The organism is Bacillus salacetis (assembly GCF_003581585.1).
GTDB classification, from domain to species: domain Bacteria; phylum Bacillota; class Bacilli; order Bacillales; family Bacillaceae_B; genus Rossellomorea; species Rossellomorea salacetis.
The window spans coordinates 26,662-46,416 of sequence record NZ_QXIR01000039.1 but is presented as its reverse complement, the minus strand read 5'-3'; the positions used below and the strand labels follow the sequence as shown (position 1 = coordinate 46,416).

Genomic DNA, 19,755 nt, shown 5'->3' with positions numbered 1-19,755 from the left:
CCAATCCAAGCGTTTTTTTTATGCCACTTCACCGCTCCGTTTCCTGCCTTCCCGGAAACAGAATCTTAAAGTCTTCATATCCCTCTTTGGCGAGGTCTTCAACAGGAATGAACCGCAATGCAGCTGAGTTGATGCAATAGCGTAAGCCGTTTTTCCCCGGACCATCCTCGAACACATGGCCAAGGTGAGAGTCGGCATCCCGGCTTCGCACCTCGACTCTTGTACTTCTATGGCTCAGATCATATCTTTCCTTCACACTTGCGGACATGACCGGCTTTGTGAAACTCGGCCAGCCGCACCCGCTGTCATATTGATCTTTCGAGGTAAACAGCGGTTCACCGGAAACTATATCGACATAGATGCCTTCACGGTCATTGTTCCAGTACTCATTATTGAAGGGAGGCTCTGTGCCATTTTCTTGTGTAACATGAAATTGAATAGGTGTAAGTGTTTCTTTCAGGTGCGAATTATCCTTCGGCCAGAACTTCTTTGAAAATTCCTGCCTTCCGGAACCCCTTCTATACAATTCATACCTGAAATTATTCTTCTTATAAAAGTCCTGATGAAACTCCTCCGCCGGATAAAAAGGCTGGGCCGGAAGGATTTCTGTTACTATAGACTGTTGAAACCGTCCGCTTTCCTCCAGCTGCCTTTTCGACTCTTCCGCGAGCTTCCTTTGCTCATCACTGTGATAGTAAATAGCTGTTGTATACGCAGCCCCTCTGTCACTGAACTGTCCTTCCGGATCTGTAGGATCGATCTGCTGCCAATACAGTTCCAGGAGCTTTTCATAAGGAAATATATCGGGATTATACAGAATTTGGACGGCTTCCCTATGGCCCGCTTTACCGGAAACCACATCCTTATAGGAGGGATATTCCTCATTGCCCCCTGTATATCCAGAAATGATTTTCTCTATGCCCTGCTGCTCATCAAAAGGAGAAACCATGCACCAAAAACAGCCGCCGGCAAATGTCGCCTTTTGAAATTGTATTTGGGTCAATAAGAACTCCTCCTCCATCATTACTTCCGCTGCCGAAATCGTTTCACGTGAAACATTGTCATTAAATATTATATTTACTTTTAAACTCCGGGCTCAGTTCACTCCAGACATCGAACATATTTCCATCCATGTCCCAGAAGACAAAATTCCGGCCGGCATGTCCCCTGTCTTCTATATCGCCGACCTTCATCTGCTTTTCTTTGAATTCCTTTTGAAGTTCTTCCAATGCAGACAGGCCATCGACTTCAAATGTCACGGAAAAATGTTCTTCGCCGTTCTTATCAAAGAAGTTAGAAGATTGATTGCTTCCTGCGTGGACAAGGAAAAAACTCTGGTTTGCCAGATTCAATATGGCTTTATCCTCATCCTGATAGTTTATTTCTGCCCCCAGATTCACGGTATACCAGTCAGCGGCCGAAGCAACATGACGGACCGGTATATAAGAAGTGCCCACCCTTAACAGTTTTTCGCTCATCACCCTTTTTCATCCTTTCCATTCTCAGATATCCATTATGAATTTTTCTCCTGAAGCCATTTCCGGGCAAAGTCGACCGCCGGACGCTGCTTCAAGAGACGGCAATCGGCATGTCCGATTTTAACGGGGGTCATCCCGAGAAACCCATCAAGATCTTTTCCCAATTCTTCAAAATGATCGGAGTCATACAAAATCTCTTTGTATTCCTTCCATACACGTAGTCCATTCTCCTTCATCGCTGTCCCTTTTTTGACTTTCTCTCGATTGGGAATACTGTGTTCGGCAAAGTGCAGGGATGTGTTGCTGTCATGCGTCACTCCCAGCAGCAAGATCGACCCATCGAGTTCATAGAGTTTTGCCAATGGTGAGCGCGGGCCAAATCCTTCCTCCAGAGGCTGTTCACTTATTATGTAATCAGCATTCTTTCCCCAAGCTGCAAAAGAATAAACAGGATGGGAGCTCCTTTTGGTCCCCGGGAACATCCTGAATGCTTCCACGATGGCCCCCATGCCTCTTACAGGAGTTGTATCCGGATCATAGGCCGGCATTTCTGCCCGGATGATCGGCCACCATTCTTCCGGGACAGGGGGCATCTGCCACTCGGCGGGATCTGAGTTATCTGCCGATTGGGCTGGCATGATCAATGTACCTTCCTCACCCACTGCGTCCATCAGTGCTGTTACGACAGCTGCCGCCCCTCCGCAAACCCACCCAAGCGAGCTCAAGGATGAATGGACGATCAGCGTCATCCCCTTATGGACACCAAGGCGTTGAAAATCGTTAAACAAGCTTGAAATCGTGTGAGGAGTCTGAATCTTTTGAATCGCTTTGTTCTCTGTCATTGTTATCCCCTTCCATTATATCTAGTAATCCTTTATGGATTCGGACAGAAATTTTGAAAATGAGGCCATGTTTGTCCGAATCACATCGACATTCGGACTGAGTTCCCAAAAACAAACCATGATTGTCCGAATCGCACCACTACATTCTCTCATTATATCTTATTCCTAAACTAGTATTCTCCTAATATTTGGACTCCTTTTCAAAAACATTCTTGAAGGCATAATTTGTAAATGGTATAGTTATGTAGTTAAATAATCTGAAAAATTTGAAATATAATCGCAACAAAAGTGTTCGATATGCTTTATTAAATTCACATTTAGGAGGGAATCTCATGAAGCAAATCATGTGGCTGCCCATTCAATTTCTTCTGACTTGTACAGGTTTATTTTTATTCAGCGCCGCCGGTTCTTTGCTTTTTTATGATCATGAACTTGTGATACATCTTGCGAAATATATCCATACTTTGAAACAGATTTTCCATGATCTAATACACCCCGGCTCCATATTCATCACAGTGGGTGAGGAAGGAAAGAATTATCCGATCTTCCCTATGCTTTTGAAGTTATTTGGCTATTCCTTTCTTCTTTTGGCATCAGCATTTTCCATTGCTGTTGTGGTATCTGCTTTCACAAGCTATCTCATTATGTTTCTGCCGCGATGGGCAAAGCGGGTATGTTTCCGGATTCTGGATCTGTTTGATTCCCTCCCGGATGTGCTGATTGTCGTGCTGCTGCAGCTGTTCATCATCTGGCTTTTCAAACAGACGGATCTCCTATTGTTTGATATTTATAAACTCGGCGAAGATAAGATCTATGTTTTGCCGATCGTCTGTCTGGCCGTCCTGCCGATTGCTTTTCTTACAAAGCACTTCCTATTCCAGATTAGAGAAGAGGAAGACAGGCCGTACGTTGAATACTCTTTTTCCAAAGGCTTTTCGAAGGCTTATACTTTGTGGGTCCATTTATTCCGCAATGTATGGATTCAATTCTATTATCATATCAAGCCGATTTTCCTTCTGATGTTATCGAACCTCCTTATCATCGAGATCCTGTTTAACATCAATGGGTTCATGTATGTCATGCTGTCGACGGCTACAGTAAAGCCAAGCGCCTTCTTCATTGGAATGCTCATGATATATATTCCTTTTTTCATCATTTTCAGTGTGGGCCGGATTCTTTTAATGAAAACGATTGGAGGGGAACTTGAGGTATGAGTATATTTAAATCATTACGATTTTGGATTCCATTTGGGGTTCTCGCCGCTATGATTGTGGGAAGCTTCCTTGTTCCAGTCCTTTATCCCGACCTTCAGGAAGCTGGACCGCCTTACATAACAGATCCCGATACCCATAAAGTTCTTGCGGCTGCGCCGTATTCGCCGTCTGAAATGCCGCCGATGGGAAGCGATAAGCTCGGCAGGAACATTTTCCTGCTGCTGATTGATGGTGCCAAGTATACACTGCTGGCTGCACTGGCCATTGCTCTCCTGCGTATGATAGGCGGATTCTTCACCGGACTTCTTTACGCATTCATGCCAAGGTGGCTCCGTTCCGGTGTTAAGGGTTTTTGGGATACTTTCAACTTTATCCCGCTGGCTATCGTTGGATACATCCTTCTTCAGCCCCTTCAAGTTGCATATGAAGCCGGTGCTTTGACAAGTTTTCGGTTCATGCTGATTGAAGTGGCCGTCATTGCACTCATTGTCATCCCCTCCCTGGGAATGTACGTTGGACAGGGGATGAATGACTTCATGAAACAGGAGTTCGTTGATGTATCAAGGCAGATGGGCGCCAGCCGTTTTCATTTAATCAGGAAGCACTTAGTGCCTCACTTTGGAAGGCACTCGATCGTATTGTTTTCAGAGCAATTATCCCAAACGCTCCTGCTTCTGATTCAGCTGGGAATTCTGCATATCTGTCTTGGAGGACTCATGACAGCCAATTTTGGGATCATGGAAGTCATCCCTGAATATTTTTCAGCTATAAATGAGTGGGCCGCAACCATTGCGATCAATATTAAGCAAGTATTCATCCGTCCTTATATCGTATTGGGACCTCTCCTCTTTTTTGCTGTCGCCATTTACTGTGTAAATGAAATCAGTGCTGTCTTACGGTCTGTTTTAGTTGAAGGAAATCAGGTCGGCCTGAAATTCTTCGGCAAGAAAAGAAAAGAAGCAGAACGCCAATCCGCTCATCAGCCGCAAAAGGATGATTTCACCTTCGCCAGCCATAAAGGGGAAAAAGCATGCTGAGGAAAGGTATGTATGCAATAGTCCTGTTGCTAGTTATAAATTTGCTTGCAGGCTGCAGGGTGATTTGGGTTGATAAGACATTGGACGAAAAAACAGAAACTGTCATGTCAAAAGGGAAAGAAGAAATCAAGATTGAGGCCACTCTTCAATCCGACCAGACCAGGCTGATCTTCAGGGGGAATGCTAACCTTCCACAGGGTGCTGTTCTTGTAGCGGAATTAAAGGAATACCCTGATGGAGTAGAACAGACAGAAGTTTTGAATGGCGAGGTTCAGCCTGTAGATGAAACAGCTCTGGAAAAAGAGGCGGAAATGAACGAGGATGGCAGCTTTCTGATCGTAATGGACCGTCCTGACACGGAAAAGCGCTATCAGGCTGCAATCCGGTTCGCTCCTGAAATTCAACCAGAAGAAATTCAACAGAAATTCGGAAAAATGGGCGAGCTGATTGGTGAAAGCGACGGTTTGTATCAATATGAAGCCGACGGCACCACGGTTACAGGCATTGCCAAATATGCCCCGGTTTTCTCTTTATCTGATGGAGGCTGGTACAGAGGAAAGTTCGATATGTTTCCAAATATTGAGGATGCACGTCCCTCCCATTAAAAAAATACTCCTTGGTTTCCCAATGCCAAGGAGTATTTTTTTATTCTTTATATTTCCTATTTAACACAGGAAGCAATGTCCATTTTTGAGGCCTTTCTACCTAATTGTTATTTCGAAATAACATTAATACCACTACACTCCCTCTAAATCAAACTACTTTTTTCCTATATTTTCTTATAATTCATAATACTTTTACTTAAAAAAACACCAATAAGTTTTTTGACAACACGGAAAATAATAATTATTATAGTAAAGTATTTTATAGGAGGTAGACATATGTCAAAACTAGACAAACAAAGAATTGTTGAAAGCGTCCCTCAAAAGGGTTTCTTCGGCCATCCTAAAGGTCTTTTCACGTTGTTCTTCACTGAGTTCTGGGAGAGATTCTCCTACTATGGCATGAGAGCCATACTTGTGTTCTATATGTATTATGAAGTTTCCAAGGGTGGACTAGGTCTTGATGACAATCTTGCCCTTTCCATCATGTCCATCTATGGTGCACTTGTCTATATGTCAGGTGTCATTGGAGGCTGGCTCGCCGACCGGGTTTTCGGAACCTCCAAAGCGATCTTCTATGGCGGGATTCTGATTATGTTCGGTCATATTGCTTTATCAATCCCTGGAAGCCTTTCCATGTTCTTCGTATCGATGGTGTTCATTGTCCTTGGTACCGGATTGTTAAAACCGAACGTATCCAGCGTAGTCGGTGAAATGTATGCTGAGAATGACAGCCGCCGGGATGCGGGCTTCAGTATTTTCTATATGGGTATCAACCTTGGGGCGTTCATCTCTCCACTACTTACTTCATCTGTTTCAGATGCCTATGGATTCCATTGGGGCTTCGCGATTGCAGCGGTAGGTATGTTTGTAGGTTTGATTGTCTTTATGGCTACGAAAAAGAAAAATCTTGGACTTGCAGGAACGTATGTCGGCAATCCGCTGACAGCTTCTGAAAAGAAAAAGTATTCTATCATCTTCGGTGCAGCGATTGTTATCATCGGCGGTCTGCTGGCTGTCCTGATTCCTAACGGCCTGTTCACCGTAGATACATTCATCAATCTAATCGGTATTTTGGGTATCTTGATCCCTACAATTTATTTCCTTGTGATGTACTTCAGTCCGAAAACGAATGAAGTTGAGCGTTCCAGAGTCGTTGCCTATATTCCGCTATTCATTGCAGCAGTTATGTTCTGGGCAATCCAAGAGCAGGGATCCACAATTCTGGCAAACTATGCTGATAAACGGACAGATTTGGATTTTGCCGGCATCAGTATCTCACCAGGCTGGTTCCAATCACTGAATCCATTGTTCATCATCATGCTGGCTCCTGTGTTTGCTTCAATGTGGGTAAAACTTGGAGACCGCCAGCCAAGCATTCCTAAGAAATTCTCCCTTGGATTATTGTTTGCAGGGATATCCTTCCTTGTCATCCTGATCCCTGGCTACATCAGTGGAGATTCATTGGTGAGCCCATTATGGCTTGTACTCAGCTATTTCATCGTTGTCCTTGGGGAGTTATTGATTTCACCTGTAGGATTATCAGCAACAACCAAATTGGCTCCTGTGGCTTTCTCAGCCCAGACAATGAGTGTCTGGTTCCTGGCCAGTGCCGCAGCCCAAGCTTTGAACGCACAGTTGGTTAAATTCTATACACCTGCCAATGAAACCATGTATTTCGGTTCTATTGGTGGAGCAGCCATACTATTAAGTATCATCCTGTTTGTCATCTCTCCGATCATCCAGAAGTTCATGAGAGGGATAAATTAGTATACAGAATCAAGAACCGCCGGCCATTGGCCCGCGGTTCTTTTTCTTTACTCTTTTCTTCAATATTCCTGCTATAAATTTTATAGAATTTTCTCTGATAGCAACGGGGAAAATCCGCGATATGCCAAAATTCCTGGGTTCCTGCATAGTAATACCACTTTAAAATCCAGACTATTCTAAAACCATATTTTTCGATTATACTTGTCTAAAGGGAGGGATAAGTGTGAAAAAGTGGAAACTGTTTACCTTGATATTTATTTCTTTTTTAACTGTATTTCTTATTGTAACCGTTTACAAGACATTGACCATTGCTTCAAAGCAGCCTGATGGACAAATAACCGAAGCGACGGTTAATAAGAATGAAGCTGTAGAGCACCTTTCAGAAGCTGTTACATATAAGACGATTTCATACCAGGACAGGGCTAAGATGGAGTTTAGTGAATTTGATCGTTTCGTCGATTTTTTGGAACGCGCCTATCCTTCTGTCCATGAAGAACTTCAGTTAGAGAAAATCAATGATTATGGCCTCATGTATCAATGGAAAGGGAAGGATAATGGCAAACAGCCCATCGGCCTGACCAGCCATTATGATGTTGTACCTGTCCTTGATGGAACAGAGGGGAACTGGGAACAGGAACCCTTCAGCGGTACTGTCATTGACGATAAGATCTGGGGGCGCGGCACTCTTGATGACAAAATTGGGGTGATCGGGATCTTACAAGCCCTGGAATACCTTTTAAAAGAAGGGTATGAGCCAGAAAGGGACATGTATTTCATGTTCGGGTTCGACGAGGAAATCGGGGGTGATCTAGGAGCGAAAGCGATGGCAGACACCTTGAAAGATAGAGGAATCCAATTTGAGTACGTCTTGGACGAAGGCGGCGCGATAGTCGAGGATATGGTACCCGGAGTACAGTCCCCCGTAGGCGTTGTCGGTATCTCGGAGAAAGGATCTGCAACGGCCGAATTATCAATTGAAGGCAGCGGCGGCCATTCCTCACAGCCAAAAAGCCAAACAAATATCGGAAGGATTGCCCGCGCCATTACCAAGTTGGAGGATACCCAATTCCCTGCAGACCTTAAAGGTCCCGGCGAAGATCTATTTGAGTATGTCGCACCTGAAATGAGCTTCGGAATGAGATATATTTTCTCGAATAAATGGATCTTTGAACCCGTCATCGAAAGGGTCCTGCTGCAGGAGCCTGCCTCTGCAGCCCTGATCAGAACGACGATTGCACCGACAATTTTCCAGGCAGGCGAACAATATAATGCCCTGCCCGAAAAGGCATCTGCTGTCATCAACCTGCGCCTGATGCCCGGGGATTCATTACAAGATGTAAAGACTTTCATTGAAGAAACGATTGAGGATGACAGCATAAAGGTCGAAGTTGAAGGTAGTGAGGCAACAAAGGTATCTTCTGTTGAAGGGGAGCCCTTCCAAAAGGTCCAGCAGGCTGCGAAGAATGTGTATAACGATGCCGTCATCGCCCCTTACCTCATGTTTGCCGGCTCGGATGCCAAACACTATGACAGTGTTTCAGATAACACATACCGTTTCCTGCCTGTCCAAATCACCTCTGAGGATCTGAACAGGATGCACGGTACGAATGAGCACATCAGCATCGACAACTACTTAAATGCGATTAAATTTTATATAGAAATCATAAAGGAAAGTAACCGATAATCACTGAATACCTGCTCCCAATCCGGGGGCAGTTTTTTTTGTAATGCTCCCCATTCCTTGGCTTTAACCTATTCCACCTAAGGTCTCCCTTCATAGCATGTATAAAGGAGGTGTTGAGGTTGCAAAAACCCTATCTGCTATGGTCGGAAGTCCCTTATGCAGGGGAGGCGAGACCCCCGGATGACCCGGTGACACCTGATGCCGGATCCTGGCCCCTCGTATATTTAAAGCGCAGGCCAGATGGTGAAATTGTCACTCCAGGCGGCAAAAGGCTAAAACTTGCCATTAAGTCCCCTTACGACATTGATTTTGAGAGAGAACTAAAAACGGTTAAGGAAACTTTGAATTCATTGAGCCCGGAACAAAAGAAGATAGCTGTCTATTATGGTACAGGTGTACCCACCAAACAGTGGACACCGGTAATAGACCGGCTGATCGACTCCTATAATGTCTCTCCAACTGCTGCAGCATTCATATTGGCTGTTGTCCATGGAGCTGCCAGTGACGCAATGGTCGTTACTTGGAGACTGAAATATGAATGGGATGTTGCCAGACCCAATCAATATGATCAGACACTGGAGACTTTCATCTGTACGCCGCGGTTTCCTACCTACCCTTCCGGACACGCAGTCTTATCGGGATGCACAGAGGTCGTTTTGAGTTATTTCTTTCCTAAAGAGTCACACAAGCTGAGGAAGATTGCTGAGGATGATGCTTTAAGCCGGCTATATGGAGGAGTCCATTTCCCTTCCGATAATAACGAAGGCTTGAAATTGGGGAGAACAGTCGGCAGAGCCGTCATAAACATGATACAAAAACAACCTGGTATTTCCCGGGATATGGTATCCAGGAGCTATAGAAACGCCAATCTTTTTCCTGATCGTTACCGGCAGTTCATCCCTTATGAATTTCCTGGTGAGTGCTCTTCCCTGATTCTAAGCGATGGAAAAAATAAATCCACTCTGCAGAACCTGGACGCACCAAAGCCATTCTTGAAGAGACAGTATTGATTATAATGATTTTTTCACAAAGCTCTTTTCGTAACCTTGTTGCTATTCAATATGAGTTTCAAAAAATCATCCTGGTAAATCGTCGTAAAAACCCCGGTAAGCAGGAAAGAAAAGAGCTGCTCGTTCTTTTTCGAGAATAAACCCTTTGAATCCGAAAGCAGCAATATATGAGAAAACAGCTTTTGCCAAATGAATCCTCTCTGAATAAAAAGAAATCCCGCATCCCATGGTTTGGATGCAGGATTTCTTTTTTTCATTGAAGCACATTGCGGCTCACCACGTTGATGCCTCCCGTAGCAGAGATGATGCTCCCGGTAATGAGATCTGAATTATCATCACACAAAAAACCGATAATTCGGGATATGTCTTCACCTGTACCCGATCTTCCAATCGGGGTCCGGTCATCCTTGATCCCTCTTGCAGTATCTATCGACGACTCTTTCATCTCGCCTCTGATATCCCCGGGACATATCATATTGGCTGTGATTCCATGTTCAGCCTCTTCCAAAGCGATGGTCCTGGTCAGAGAAACCAGTCCCACCTTTGCCGCGCTGAAAGCAGACCTGTACAGCCATCCAGGAGAATGTTCAGCATCCTGAAAACCATAATTGATGATTCTGCCGTACCTTTGGTTTCTCATGATAGGAATCGTCAATTTCAAAAAATGAAAAACGGCGGTTAAGTTTCCATTGATCATCTCTTCCCATTCGGAATCGTCATAGTCAATCAATTTCTTGCGCTCAAAAATATAGGGACCGGCATTATTAATAAGATAATCGATGCGGCCGAACCGTTCCATCGCCTGAGTGACAATCCTGACGATGTCTTCCTTCTTTGTGATATCTCCCTGGACAAACTGGAGCTGCGGGAGATAAGGCGCCCATTCCTGTTTTAAATGTTCAACCCGCGCAATGTCACTTTTGAAATTGACGGTGACCGAACAGCCCCTTTCAAGGAAATGCTCCGTCACTTTTTTACCAAGTCCCTTGGAACCGGCAGTAATCACTGCATGTCTCATTTTTTTCACCTGCAATATCGACTTTATCTATTTAGAAGAGAAATGAATTCCATCCTTGCATCCGCTTTGTCAGCATACAATCCCCGTACGGCTGTGGTTGTGGTAGAAGCATTGGACTTCTTGATGCCCCGCCCGCACATGCACATATGCTTTGCTTCGACTACGACCATTGTACCCTGCGGTTCCAGGATGTCCTCTACAGCCTGGGCAATTTCATTTGTCAGCCTTTCCTGAACCTGAAAGCGTTTCGCATACCCTTCGACCATACGGCCGATTTTGGATAAGCCTGTGATTTTCTTGTCAGGGACATAGCCGACATGAGCGACTCCAAAGAACGGGGCAAAATGATGCTCACACATGGAGTAGAACTCGATGTCCTTTACCATCACCAGCTCCTTATGCTCGACATCGAATGTCTTTTCCAGGTGAAGCTTAGGATCTTCTCTGTACCCCTCAGTGTACTCCCTGAATGCTTTCAAGACACGGAAAGGCGTGTCCTGAAGCCCGTCACGTTCGGGATCGTCCCCGCAGAGTTCTATGAGGGTTTTGATTCCATCCATATACTGCTGAGCCTTGATTATATCTTTATCTATATCTCCAGAAGTTCCTTTGAACAAATCTTGGAGCTTTTTAATCATGAATTGATCTTCGGTCATTAACATAATAAATCTCTCCACTCTATTATGAAATAAAACCTTAAGAAGAAACATCTTACGGTTTCATGTATCCTTACTATATCACAAAGTTCATCAACCTTTTATATTGGAATGCTCCTTGAAAATCATTACCATTTTTGTTTCCCTTTCCCGAGCCCTCATAAAAAACCATAAATATTATCCGCTCATACGGTTTATCCTAAGGGTAAATTCATTTGTGAGGAGAGTTCTAATGAGTACTGAATCCCCGAAGAACCACAGGACGTTTTGCAGGAGTGAATACGATACGTTGAAGCGGGTCATTCTATGCGAACCCCATTATATGACAATCAGGGATGTCATCAACGAAACCCAGCGAAAATTCAAGGATGAGGGCATACATATAGAAAAGGCAGTCGAACAGCATGGGGAGTTCGTGAAAACATTAAGAGATAATGGTGTCGAGGTAGCCCTGCTGCCGTATCACAAAAAATATCATGAACAGGTCTTCACCAGGGATATCGGGTTCACCATAGGCCAGACTGTCTTTGTCGCAAGGATGGCAAGCAATGTCAGGAGGGGTGAAGAAGCTGTACTGAAGCAATGGCTTGAAGACGAGGATCTTTCCTACTACAACCTGGCAGAAGATAGAATTGAAGGCGGGGACGTGGTCATCGACCAAAATACTGTGTATGTGGGGCTGAGCGACAGGACAACCCAAAGTTCCGTAGACCATCTTCAAAGCCTCCTGCCCAACATGGAAGTGAAAGGGATTAAATTCAAGGCTGAATACCTTCATTTGGATTGTGTGTTCAATGTCATATCTCCTACAGAAGCACTCATCTTCCGTGAGGCTCTTACAGAACAGGATATTGAGTTCTTCGGCTCTCGATATGAGTTGATTGATGTCTCAAAAGAGGAACAATTCACACTTGGAACCAACCTCCTGTCCATTGGGAACAAGAAAATTCTCAGTCTCCCCATCAATAAGGGAGTCAACAATGAACTCCGGCAAAGGGGCTTCAGCGTCTTGGAAGTCGATATTACCGAAATCATCAAGTCAGGCGGATCCTTCCGTTGCTGCTCGCTTCCAGTCTTGCGTGAGAGCACAGCGAATGACGCTACACACTAAAAAGGTCCTCAACACGGAAACCTGAAACATTCAGATGGAGAACGCAGCCGCTAATGCTTCCGTTCTCTTTTTCTTGGCTCTTTTCGTAAACTTTTTTGCTATTCAATATAAATTTAAAAATTTTCCTGGTAAATCGCCGTAAAAACCCGATCAGCAGGAAAGAAAAGAGCTGCTCGTTCTTTTCGAAAGTAAAACCTTGATTACAGGGGAAAAATCCGGCACCCGGGATTTTCCGAAAGCAACAATAAATGCGAAAACAGCCTGTTGCTTTTAAATAGCGATAAATGAAGCTTAAGTACGCTCTCAGCCATTCCGCTATGAGAACAGGAATCGTACTTCCTTAACCTCACCTGCTGACAAGAACCCTCCTGCCCTTATGGACTAATTCTACGTTGTAGTGCGGCATGCCCCTCTCTCCCATGAGCGAACCGCCAATCTTGACGGGACCGCAGAGTCTTCACGCCTATAACAGTTAGTTCAACACCATCATACATTTTGGGTTCACCACTTGCAGGACACAAGGTAAACTCTGCTATAATCGTAATAAAATCAGGCAGACAGTGTGGTGTTAGCAGTGTTTAAAATTCTTGTCATTGAAGATGACTCAACATTATTCCATGAAATAAAAGAACGATTATCCCAATGGTCATACGAGGTCAAGGGAATTGAAGACTTTGGTCTTGTCCTCCAGGAGTTTACAGAACATAAACCTGAATTGGTCATCATAGACATCCAGCTTCCCAAGTTTGACGGTTTTCATTGGTGCCGGCTGATACGCTCCCACTCCAATGTCCCGATCATCTTCTTATCCTCGCGCGACCATCCAACAGATATGGTCATGTCCATGCAGCTCGGGGCTGATGACTTTATCCAGAAGCCATTCCATTTCGAGGTGCTGGTGGCCAAGATTCAAGCTATACTGCGCAGAGTCTACAATTACAGCACGGAAAATAATGTTCAACTGAAGACCTGGAACGGTGCAGCTGTCGATTACGAAAAAAATACCGTTACAAATGAAGCGGGAACGATTGAATTGACAAAAAACGAAATATTCATTCTAAAGCTGCTGATCAAAGAGAAAAACAAAATCGTCAGCCGGGAAAAACTGATGGAAAGCCTATGGGATGACAAGCGTTTCATCAGTGACAATACGCTCACCGTCAATGTCAACCGTCTCCGGAAACGCCTTGAAGAAATAGGACTAGGGAGCTTCATCCAGACAAAAGTCGGACAAGGATATACCGCCAAGGAAGAGACAGCCTTATGATCAGAATGTTTTTACGAGAAAGACTCAGCTGGATTTTACTCTTCATCTCCTTTCTGGCTTTCCTGCTTTTTTTCGCTTATCTGGATACGTCCCTCCCCCTGGAGCCGATTTTGTATTTCGTGTTTCTGTCATTGATCTTTTTTTCCATCTTCCTCGCCGTTCGTTACAACAAAGAAACGACTTTTTATAAGTCCTTAATGGACCGCGCCGATGACCTTGATCCATCCACGCTTGTCCACAGTGACAGTCCATTTGAACAAATCATTGAAGACAGCCTGACAGGACAAACCGAAACATTAAGGAAAGCTGCTTCGAAGAATCGAACGGAACTGGAGCAGGAGAAAGACGACCTCCTTTCCTGGATTCATGAAGTAAAGACCCCCTTGACCACCATGCATCTAATGATCGGAAGGATGGATAATGAAACAATGAAGGCGGCCTTAACTTATGAATGGCTGCGGATTCACCTGCTTTTGGACCAGAAGCTTCACCAAAAAAGGATCTCTTTCATTGATAGTGACTTGTATCTCGAAAAAACGGATGTGGAAGAGATTCTTTACGGAGAAATCAAGACACTGCAATCCTGGTGTATCCAAAAAGGCATCGGATTTGAAATCAACCTTGGCAAATCCCTTGTTGTCAGTGACGCCAAGTGGCTTGCCTTCATCCTCAGACAAGTGCTGTCCAATGCTGTTAAATACAGCAAAGACTCCGATATTGTCATTAACAGCAGCGGCAAAGACGGAAAGACGGTGCTGACAATACAGGATTTTGGCAGGGGCATCGACCCTAAAGACCTTCCCAGGATATTTGAAAAAGGTTTCACTTCCACGGTCCACCATCATGACAGTGCCTCTACAGGGATGGGATTATACCTTGCCAAGAAAGCAGCCGGCCCGCTTCATATCAGTCTGTCGGTAAATTCCGTACCCGGCCGCGGTACCACTTTTCAGCTGGTCTTCCCACAGGAGAATGCTTTCACCACCATCAGGAGCATGTGACAAAACTGTCACATGCTTTTGCATATTGTTAGATGATTCGCAGGAAAATCGTGTGCCGTCTTTCTATAATGGACATATCAACTTAAAAGGAGATTGAAGCTATGAATATTTTAGAAGCGGCTAAAATCCATAAAAGCTACGGAAATAAATTTAATAAACAGGAAGTCCTGAAAGGGATCGACCTTTCTATAGACAAAGGGGAGTTTGTCGGTATCATGGGGGCTTCCGGCTCTGGGAAAACGACCTTACTTAATGTCCTGTCATCGATTGATAAAGTCAGCGAGGGCAGCATCGTCATCAATGGCAGTGAAATGACTTCTCTTAAGGAAAAGCATCTTGCACAATTCCGAAAGAGCCACCTGGGTTTCATTTTTCAGGAGTACAACCTGCTGGATACTCTGACAGTGAAGGAAAATATCCTTCTACCCTTATCCATTACCAAAACCCCTAGAAAAGAAGCAGAAGAGAGATTCAGGGTTTTAGGAGAAGAGCTTGGGATCTACGAAATCAAAGATAAATATCCTAATGAAATCTCAGGGGGACAGAAACAAAGGACTTCTGCTGCGAGGGCTTTCATACATGAACCAAGCATCATTTTTGCCGATGAACCAACCGGTGCCCTTGATTCTAAATCGGCATCAGACCTTCTCAATAAACTTGCCGATTTAAATCAAGAAAGAAAAGCGACCATAGCAATGGTCACTCATGATCCGACGGCTGCGAGCTTCTGCAGCAGAGTCATCTTTATAAAAGACGGCCAGATTTACACCCAGCTTGTCAAAGGGGAACAATCCAGACAAAGCTTTTTCAAAGATATCATCAAAACCCAGGCGGTATTAGGCGGTGTTCAGTATGAGCATGAATGATCTTATCTTCCGCAACCTGAAGAAAAATCTTAAGAACTATTATCTCTACGTTTTCGCTTTGATTTTCAGTGTGGCCTTATACTTTGCGTTTGTCACATTGCAGTTTGATCCCTCAATGGATGGAACAAAAGATTCAATAAAAGGAGCAGCAGCGATAAGAGCAGCAGCGATTTTGCTTGTAGCCATCGTCTCGATTTTCCTACTCTACGCTAACACTATCTTTATCAAACGACGCAGTAAAGAAATAGGTTTGTTCCAATTAATTGGGCTGACTAAAGGCCGGATCTTCCAACTACTGAGCGCTGAAAATTTCATTCTTTATTTTGGTTCAGTTGTAGCCGGCATCTTCATCGGCTTTTCTTTTTCAAAATTAATCATCATGATTCTGTTCAAATTGAGCGGTGTCGATGCCATCGCCACTCTTCATTTTTCCGAACGTGCCCTGGTCCAAACCTTGATTGTATTTGCAGGAATCTATCTGCTGATCATGATTATGAATTATACATTTATCAAAAGGCAGAGCATCCTCTCATTATTCCGGGTTACAAGCTCTACAGAAGATAGAGTAAAGAAAATTTCATTCTGGGAAGTTTTCATGGGAGTTCTCGGTTTGACTTTGATCCTTTCTGGCTACTACTTATCTTCGAAGTTATTTGGAGGAGATTTCGCAACGATGAACCAAATATTCCTAGCGATGATTGTCATTCTGGCATCTGTCATCAGCGGAACGTACTTCTTTTATAAAGGATCCATTCGGTTCATTGCCAACTTGATAAGAAACAGCAAGAATGGCTATTTAAACATTTATGAAGTCCTTTCCCTTTCATCCATAATGTTCCGGATGAAGTCGAACGCTCTTCTTCTGACAATTATTACAACCGTTTCCGCGCTCGCCATCGCACTGCTTTCCCTAAGCTATATCTCTTATTATTCTGCTGAAAAATTAGCGCAAAGTAATGTTCCTGCGGATTTCACTTTTACCAATAAACAGGACATGCAGCAGTTTAAAGGTATCTTGAAGGAGAACGGAATTCCTTTTAGTGAAAAAACAATCGAGGTTCTTCAGGTAAATCTGGATGCTTCTGATATTATGGATTCCAAGCTTGACGAAATGAACTTGAATCCTAAAAGATTGACGTTCCCTGTTATTAGTGAAAATTCGGTAGATGGAATAGAGCTTAAAAACGATGAGCTTTTGTTTACAGGATATAATAGCCTGGTCCAGTCCTTCCTCTCCCTAAAAGATTCAGGAAAAGTGTCATTGCTTGGCAGTTCCAGCAAAACTCAGCAAAAGTATATGGGAATACAACCAGAGTATTATATTTCCAGGTATTTCACTACTGGCGGCTTTCCTATAGCTGTAGTAGACGAAGATACCTTTGACAGTCTTAAGAGCGACCTTGACCCGGAGATCCAGAAACCTTCTTCTCTTTATATTGGAATGGAGATCGAAAACGAGTCCCAGATAGAAAAGGCAAATGAGCTCTTCAGCGAAACGGACTTAGCAGAAAAAGAAGGTAATGACTCTCAATTGGCGATGAGCACCATTCAAAAGCAAATGATGGGCACCGTCATGTTCATCGTCGGTTTCCTGGGACTGGCATTCCTCATCACATCAGGATGCATTCTCTACTTCAAACAAATGGATGAGAGCGAAAGCGAACGCCAGCACTACACGATCCTGAGAAAGCTCGGCTATACTCAAGGCGACCTGCTGAAAGGAATCCAGCTGAAGCAGGTGTTCAATTTCGGGATTCCCCTTGTCACTGGATTGCTTCACAGCTATTTTGCTGTCAAGTCTGGCTGGTTCTTCTTCGGAACCGAATTGTGGACACCGATGATCATCGTTATGGGGCTATATACTGCCTTTTATTCAATCTTTGGCTTACTGTCCGTCCTGTATTATAAGAAAGTGATCAAGGCAGCGCTCTAAATGATTTATCCCGGCTGTACTGGCCGGGTTTTTTCTATCGCCTTTAATAAAATCGGCCAGAAGATTTCCCTCCTGCTCGCCACCCTTCCTTGAAAACCAGCCGGTAATTGGATATTCTTAAGCTACAATGATAATGATGAAGGTGTGTGTTCTAATTGCGTATAAATAAATTTATCAGTGAAGCAGGGAAAGCATCACGACGAGGCGCAGACAGGCTGATTGAAGAAGGAAGAGTCACCATTAATGGGAAAAAGGCAAAAATCGGTGACCAGGTTGAATCCGGCGACGATATCAGGGTAAGCGGGCAGCAGATCAGGGTTGCCCGGAACAATGTCTATATTGCATTAAACAAACCAGTCGGAATCACGAGTACAACTGAAAAAGGCGTCAAGGGAAACATTGTTGACCTTGTGAATCACCCCCTGAGGATATTCAACATTGGACGGCTTGATAAAGACTCAGATGGTCTGATTCTTCTGACCAACGATGGAGACATTGTCAATGAGATCCTCCGAGCGGAAAATGAGCATGAAAAAGAATATAACGTTTCGGTAGACAAGCCCATAACCCCTGAATTCCTGAAGCAAATGTCGGAAGGCGTCAAGATATTGGGAACAAAGACCCTTCCTTGTAAGGTAGAACAGCTTTCCAAATATGATTTTAAAATCATACTGACCCAGGGGATGAACAGGCAGATCCGCCGCATGTGCGAAGCTTTGGGATATGATGTACTGCGGCTCCAACGGGTGCGGATCATGAATATCCACTTAGGAAACCTTCCAGTCGGCCAGTGGCGCGATCTTTCCAAAAAAGAGAAAAAGCAGTTGTTCAGTGACCTTGATTACGAACCGAAGGAATGGTGAATCAGGCGCCGGGAAATAGGCAGGCTGTGTGATAGTCTGCCCGCTTTGGAAGCGGCCTCTTCGGATCAATGCGAGGACCTGATTAATATTTAGTTTTCTTTTTGATGTCCTTTGCTTTCGCTGCGGGGACATCATTTTTATGTTTTTTCCTGTTTGATGAACCCCTCCCGCTTTTCGAGGGAAACCCTCCTATGACTACATGGATTTGGCGGTTCCATCCAATCAACCTCCCCATTGGCCTCCTTTGACTACACCGATTCAGCAGTTTCACCCAATCAACCTCCCCATTGGCCTCCTTTGACTACACCGATTCAGCAGTTTCACCCAATCGACCTCCTCATTGGCCCCCTTTGACTACTCCGATTTGGCGGTTCCACCCAATCGACCACCTCATTGAGGTTCTATGCCGACTTCGATATAACATTTCCCCAAATCGGCAGCCCCATCAAGCTTTTATATTTTTCGATTTTGATTTCCCTCGCGCACACAAATCCAGCAACACTGTACCCATCAACCAAAACTCTGCCTCATTTTTACTAATTTCACTCTATTTTTTATAAAAATAGGGTATATATTACTCTATAAAAAGGAGGTTACAATGGCATTCTTTATATTCGATGTGGACGGTGTCCTCACAGACGAGCACGCACGCCCCAGCAACGATGTTTTAAATATAATCGAAAGACTGCACGGACAGGACCATCAGCTGGCCTTCATTACTGGCCGCTCAAGAAAATGGCTGGAGGAAAATATTTTTTCTTCCCTGAGCGAAAATCAGGATTGGTCCGGTTTATACTGTGTGGCTGAACACGGTGCCATCAAGGGAAAAGGTCCTGATATAAATTCATGGGAGCTGGATGATGATTTCGTCATTTCTGATGAGGTAAATGATGAGCTAAAACAAATCAGCAAAAAAAATGATTACGATGGACTAATTGAATGGGATGACACTAAGGAATCGATGGGAACTGTTGAAGCAGTTCACGGAGATCCCGGGGATGAAGAACATCTCGAGAAAACAAGAAAGGCATTAAAAGCCTATTCCAAAGAAGCTGAGAAAATCGCCGGCAAATACAATAAAAAGGTGGTAGTCTCTACTTACGGCGTGGACGTTGTTCCTCCAGACCTTTCCAAAAAGGTTGGGACGAAGTGGGTATTTGAACAAACTTCCCTAAATGGAAAACAGGTGTATGTTTTTGGCGACAGCCAGGGAGATTTCATCATGGCTGAAACAGCGCGCAAAAGCGGTGCAGAAGAGGTGACATTCTTCTGGGTAGGAGAAGGAGATGCTCCCGAAACGGATGACGAGAAGATATCCATCGAACGTTCTGATGGGAATTTTGCGGAAGGAACCGCAGAAATCCTTAAAGACATGATCTAAAAATGGCGGTTGTCTGCTTATT

At 44.1% G+C, this 19,755-nt stretch carries 19 protein-coding genes; 13 read left to right on the top strand and 6 right to left on the bottom strand.

The window, feature by feature from the left end; translation table 11 throughout:
- Positions 1-28 precede the first annotated feature (28 nt).
- The 3 genes from msrB to D3H55_RS20775 form a co-directional block, all read right to left on the bottom strand.
- Positions 29-1,003, bottom strand: coding sequence for a peptide-methionine (R)-S-oxide reductase MsrB (gene msrB, locus D3H55_RS20785; protein ID WP_420808779.1), 975 nt, complete (start codon positions 1,001-1,003; stop codon positions 29-31).
- Between the two features lie 61 nt (positions 1,004-1,064).
- Positions 1,065-1,478, bottom strand: coding sequence for a VOC family protein (locus tag D3H55_RS20780; protein WP_119549220.1), 414 nt, complete (start codon positions 1,476-1,478; stop codon positions 1,065-1,067).
- A gap of 35 nt (positions 1,479-1,513) precedes the next feature.
- Positions 1,514-2,320 (bottom strand): AAC(3) family N-acetyltransferase, encoded by an 807-nt coding sequence (locus D3H55_RS20775; RefSeq protein ID WP_119549219.1) that lies wholly within the window; start codon positions 2,318-2,320, stop codon positions 1,514-1,516.
- 332 nt (positions 2,321-2,652) lie between these two features.
- Between D3H55_RS20775 and D3H55_RS20770 the strand changes: the two genes are divergently transcribed.
- The 6 genes from D3H55_RS20770 to D3H55_RS20745 all read left to right on the top strand — a co-directional run bounded on the left by D3H55_RS20770 (position 2,653) and on the right by D3H55_RS20745 (position 9,637).
- On the top strand, positions 2,653-3,534 hold the full coding sequence (locus tag D3H55_RS20770; protein ID WP_119549218.1) for an ABC transporter permease subunit: 882 nt from the start codon (positions 2,653-2,655) through the stop codon (positions 3,532-3,534).
- The gene (locus D3H55_RS20765) at positions 3,531-4,571 is read left to right on the top strand and encodes an ABC transporter permease subunit (RefSeq protein WP_119549217.1); all 1,041 of its coding nucleotides are present in this window, start codon (positions 3,531-3,533) and stop codon (positions 4,569-4,571) included. Before D3H55_RS20770 ends, D3H55_RS20765 begins: the two co-directional genes overlap by 4 nt.
- Before the next feature lie 26 nt (positions 4,572-4,597).
- Complete coding sequence (locus D3H55_RS20760) at positions 4,598-5,176, top strand: hypothetical protein (RefSeq protein ID WP_168413195.1); 579 nt, start codon at positions 4,598-4,600, stop codon at positions 5,174-5,176.
- Positions 5,177-5,452: 276 nt separating this feature from the next.
- The gene (locus D3H55_RS20755; protein ID WP_119549215.1) at positions 5,453-6,943 is read left to right on the top strand and encodes a peptide MFS transporter; all 1,491 of its coding nucleotides are present in this window, start codon (positions 5,453-5,455) and stop codon (positions 6,941-6,943) included.
- 223 nt (positions 6,944-7,166) lie between these two features.
- Entirely contained in the window at positions 7,167-8,627 is a 1,461-nt protein-coding gene (locus D3H55_RS20750) for a M20 family peptidase (protein WP_119549214.1), read from the top strand.
- Between the two features lie 119 nt (positions 8,628-8,746).
- Positions 8,747-9,637 carry a vanadium-dependent haloperoxidase gene (locus tag D3H55_RS20745; RefSeq protein ID WP_119549213.1) on the top strand — a complete coding sequence of 297 codons (891 nt, stop codon included), beginning with the start codon at positions 8,747-8,749 and terminating at the stop codon, positions 9,635-9,637.
- A 14-nt stretch (positions 9,638-9,651) separates the two neighbouring features.
- On the opposite strand, the gene D3H55_RS24570 is transcribed toward D3H55_RS20745, so the two are convergent.
- The 3 genes from D3H55_RS24570 to folE are packed head-to-tail and all read right to left on the bottom strand — an operon-like array spanning position 9,652 to position 11,317.
- Positions 9,652-9,894, bottom strand: a complete 243-nt coding sequence (locus tag D3H55_RS24570) for a hypothetical protein (RefSeq protein WP_119549212.1) — start codon at positions 9,892-9,894, stop codon at positions 9,652-9,654.
- Complete coding sequence (locus tag D3H55_RS20735) at positions 9,891-10,655, bottom strand: SDR family oxidoreductase (RefSeq protein WP_119549211.1); 765 nt, start codon at positions 10,653-10,655, stop codon at positions 9,891-9,893. The genes D3H55_RS24570 and D3H55_RS20735 overlap by 4 nt, the downstream gene beginning before the upstream one ends.
- Positions 10,656-10,678: 23 nt before the next feature.
- Positions 10,679-11,317, bottom strand: coding sequence for a GTP cyclohydrolase I FolE (gene folE, locus D3H55_RS20730; protein WP_119549210.1), 639 nt, complete (start codon positions 11,315-11,317; stop codon positions 10,679-10,681).
- A 226-nt stretch (positions 11,318-11,543) separates the two neighbouring features.
- Here folE and D3H55_RS20725 point away from each other — a divergent pair, with 226 nt between their 5' ends.
- The 7 genes from D3H55_RS20725 to D3H55_RS20695 all read left to right on the top strand — a co-directional run bounded on the left by D3H55_RS20725 (position 11,544) and on the right by D3H55_RS20695 (position 19,733).
- Complete coding sequence (locus D3H55_RS20725; protein WP_119549209.1) at positions 11,544-12,422, top strand: dimethylarginine dimethylaminohydrolase family protein; 879 nt, start codon at positions 11,544-11,546, stop codon at positions 12,420-12,422.
- Between the two features lie 574 nt (positions 12,423-12,996).
- Positions 12,997-13,689 carry a response regulator transcription factor gene (locus tag D3H55_RS20720; protein WP_119549227.1) on the top strand — a complete coding sequence of 231 codons (693 nt, stop codon included), beginning with the start codon at positions 12,997-12,999 and terminating at the stop codon, positions 13,687-13,689.
- Positions 13,686-14,690, top strand: coding sequence for a sensor histidine kinase (locus D3H55_RS20715; protein ID WP_119549208.1), 1,005 nt, complete (start codon positions 13,686-13,688; stop codon positions 14,688-14,690). Before D3H55_RS20720 ends, D3H55_RS20715 begins: the two co-directional genes overlap by 4 nt.
- Positions 14,691-14,791: 101 nt before the next feature.
- Positions 14,792-15,556, top strand: coding sequence for an ABC transporter ATP-binding protein (locus D3H55_RS20710; RefSeq protein WP_119549207.1), 765 nt, complete (start codon positions 14,792-14,794; stop codon positions 15,554-15,556).
- Entirely contained in the window at positions 15,543-17,489 is a 1,947-nt protein-coding gene (locus D3H55_RS20705; protein ID WP_119549206.1) for an FtsX-like permease family protein, read from the top strand. Before D3H55_RS20710 ends, D3H55_RS20705 begins: the two co-directional genes overlap by 14 nt.
- A 155-nt stretch (positions 17,490-17,644) precedes the next feature.
- Positions 17,645-18,352: a 23S rRNA pseudouridine(2604) synthase RluF gene (rluF, locus tag D3H55_RS20700; protein ID WP_119549205.1), complete on the top strand. Its 708-nt coding sequence runs from the start codon at positions 17,645-17,647 to the stop codon at positions 18,350-18,352.
- Positions 18,353-18,950: 598 nt separating this feature from the next.
- Positions 18,951-19,733 carry an HAD-IIB family hydrolase gene (locus D3H55_RS20695; protein WP_119549204.1) on the top strand — a complete coding sequence of 261 codons (783 nt, stop codon included), beginning with the start codon at positions 18,951-18,953 and terminating at the stop codon, positions 19,731-19,733.
- The last annotated feature ends 22 nt before the right edge of the window (positions 19,734-19,755 follow it).

What these genes read in the sequence shown, in the direction of transcription:
- D3H55_RS20770 (WP_119549218.1), top strand. Translation starts at nt 2,653, where the DNA reads ATGAAGCAAATCATGTGGCTGCCCATTCAATTTCTTCTGACTTGTACA.
- D3H55_RS20715 (WP_119549208.1), top strand. Translation starts at nt 13,686, where the DNA reads ATGATCAGAATGTTTTTACGAGAAAGACTCAGCTGGATTTTACTCTTC.
- D3H55_RS20695 (WP_119549204.1), top strand. Translation starts at nt 18,951, where the DNA reads ATGGCATTCTTTATATTCGATGTGGACGGTGTCCTCACAGACGAGCAC.
- D3H55_RS20725 (WP_119549209.1), top strand. Translation starts at nt 11,544, where the DNA reads ATGAGTACTGAATCCCCGAAGAACCACAGGACGTTTTGCAGGAGTGAA.
- D3H55_RS20705 (WP_119549206.1), top strand. Translation starts at nt 15,543, where the DNA reads ATGAGCATGAATGATCTTATCTTCCGCAACCTGAAGAAAAATCTTAAG.
- D3H55_RS20765 (WP_119549217.1), top strand. Translation starts at nt 3,531, where the DNA reads ATGAGTATATTTAAATCATTACGATTTTGGATTCCATTTGGGGTTCTC.
- D3H55_RS20735 (WP_119549211.1), bottom strand. Translation starts at nt 10,655, where the DNA reads ATGAGACATGCAGTGATTACTGCCGGTTCCAAGGGACTTGGTAAAAAA.
- D3H55_RS20780 (WP_119549220.1), bottom strand. Translation starts at nt 1,478, where the DNA reads ATGAGCGAAAAACTGTTAAGGGTGGGCACTTCTTATATACCGGTCCGT.
- folE (WP_119549210.1), bottom strand. Translation starts at nt 11,317, where the DNA reads ATGTTAATGACCGAAGATCAATTCATGATTAAAAAGCTCCAAGATTTG.
- D3H55_RS20755 (WP_119549215.1), top strand. Translation starts at nt 5,453, where the DNA reads ATGTCAAAACTAGACAAACAAAGAATTGTTGAAAGCGTCCCTCAAAAG.
- D3H55_RS24570 (WP_119549212.1), bottom strand. Translation starts at nt 9,894, where the DNA reads ATGAAAAAAAGAAATCCTGCATCCAAACCATGGGATGCGGGATTTCTT.
- D3H55_RS20710 (WP_119549207.1), top strand. Translation starts at nt 14,792, where the DNA reads ATGAATATTTTAGAAGCGGCTAAAATCCATAAAAGCTACGGAAATAAA.
- D3H55_RS20775 (WP_119549219.1), bottom strand. Translation starts at nt 2,320, where the DNA reads ATGACAGAGAACAAAGCGATTCAAAAGATTCAGACTCCTCACACGATT.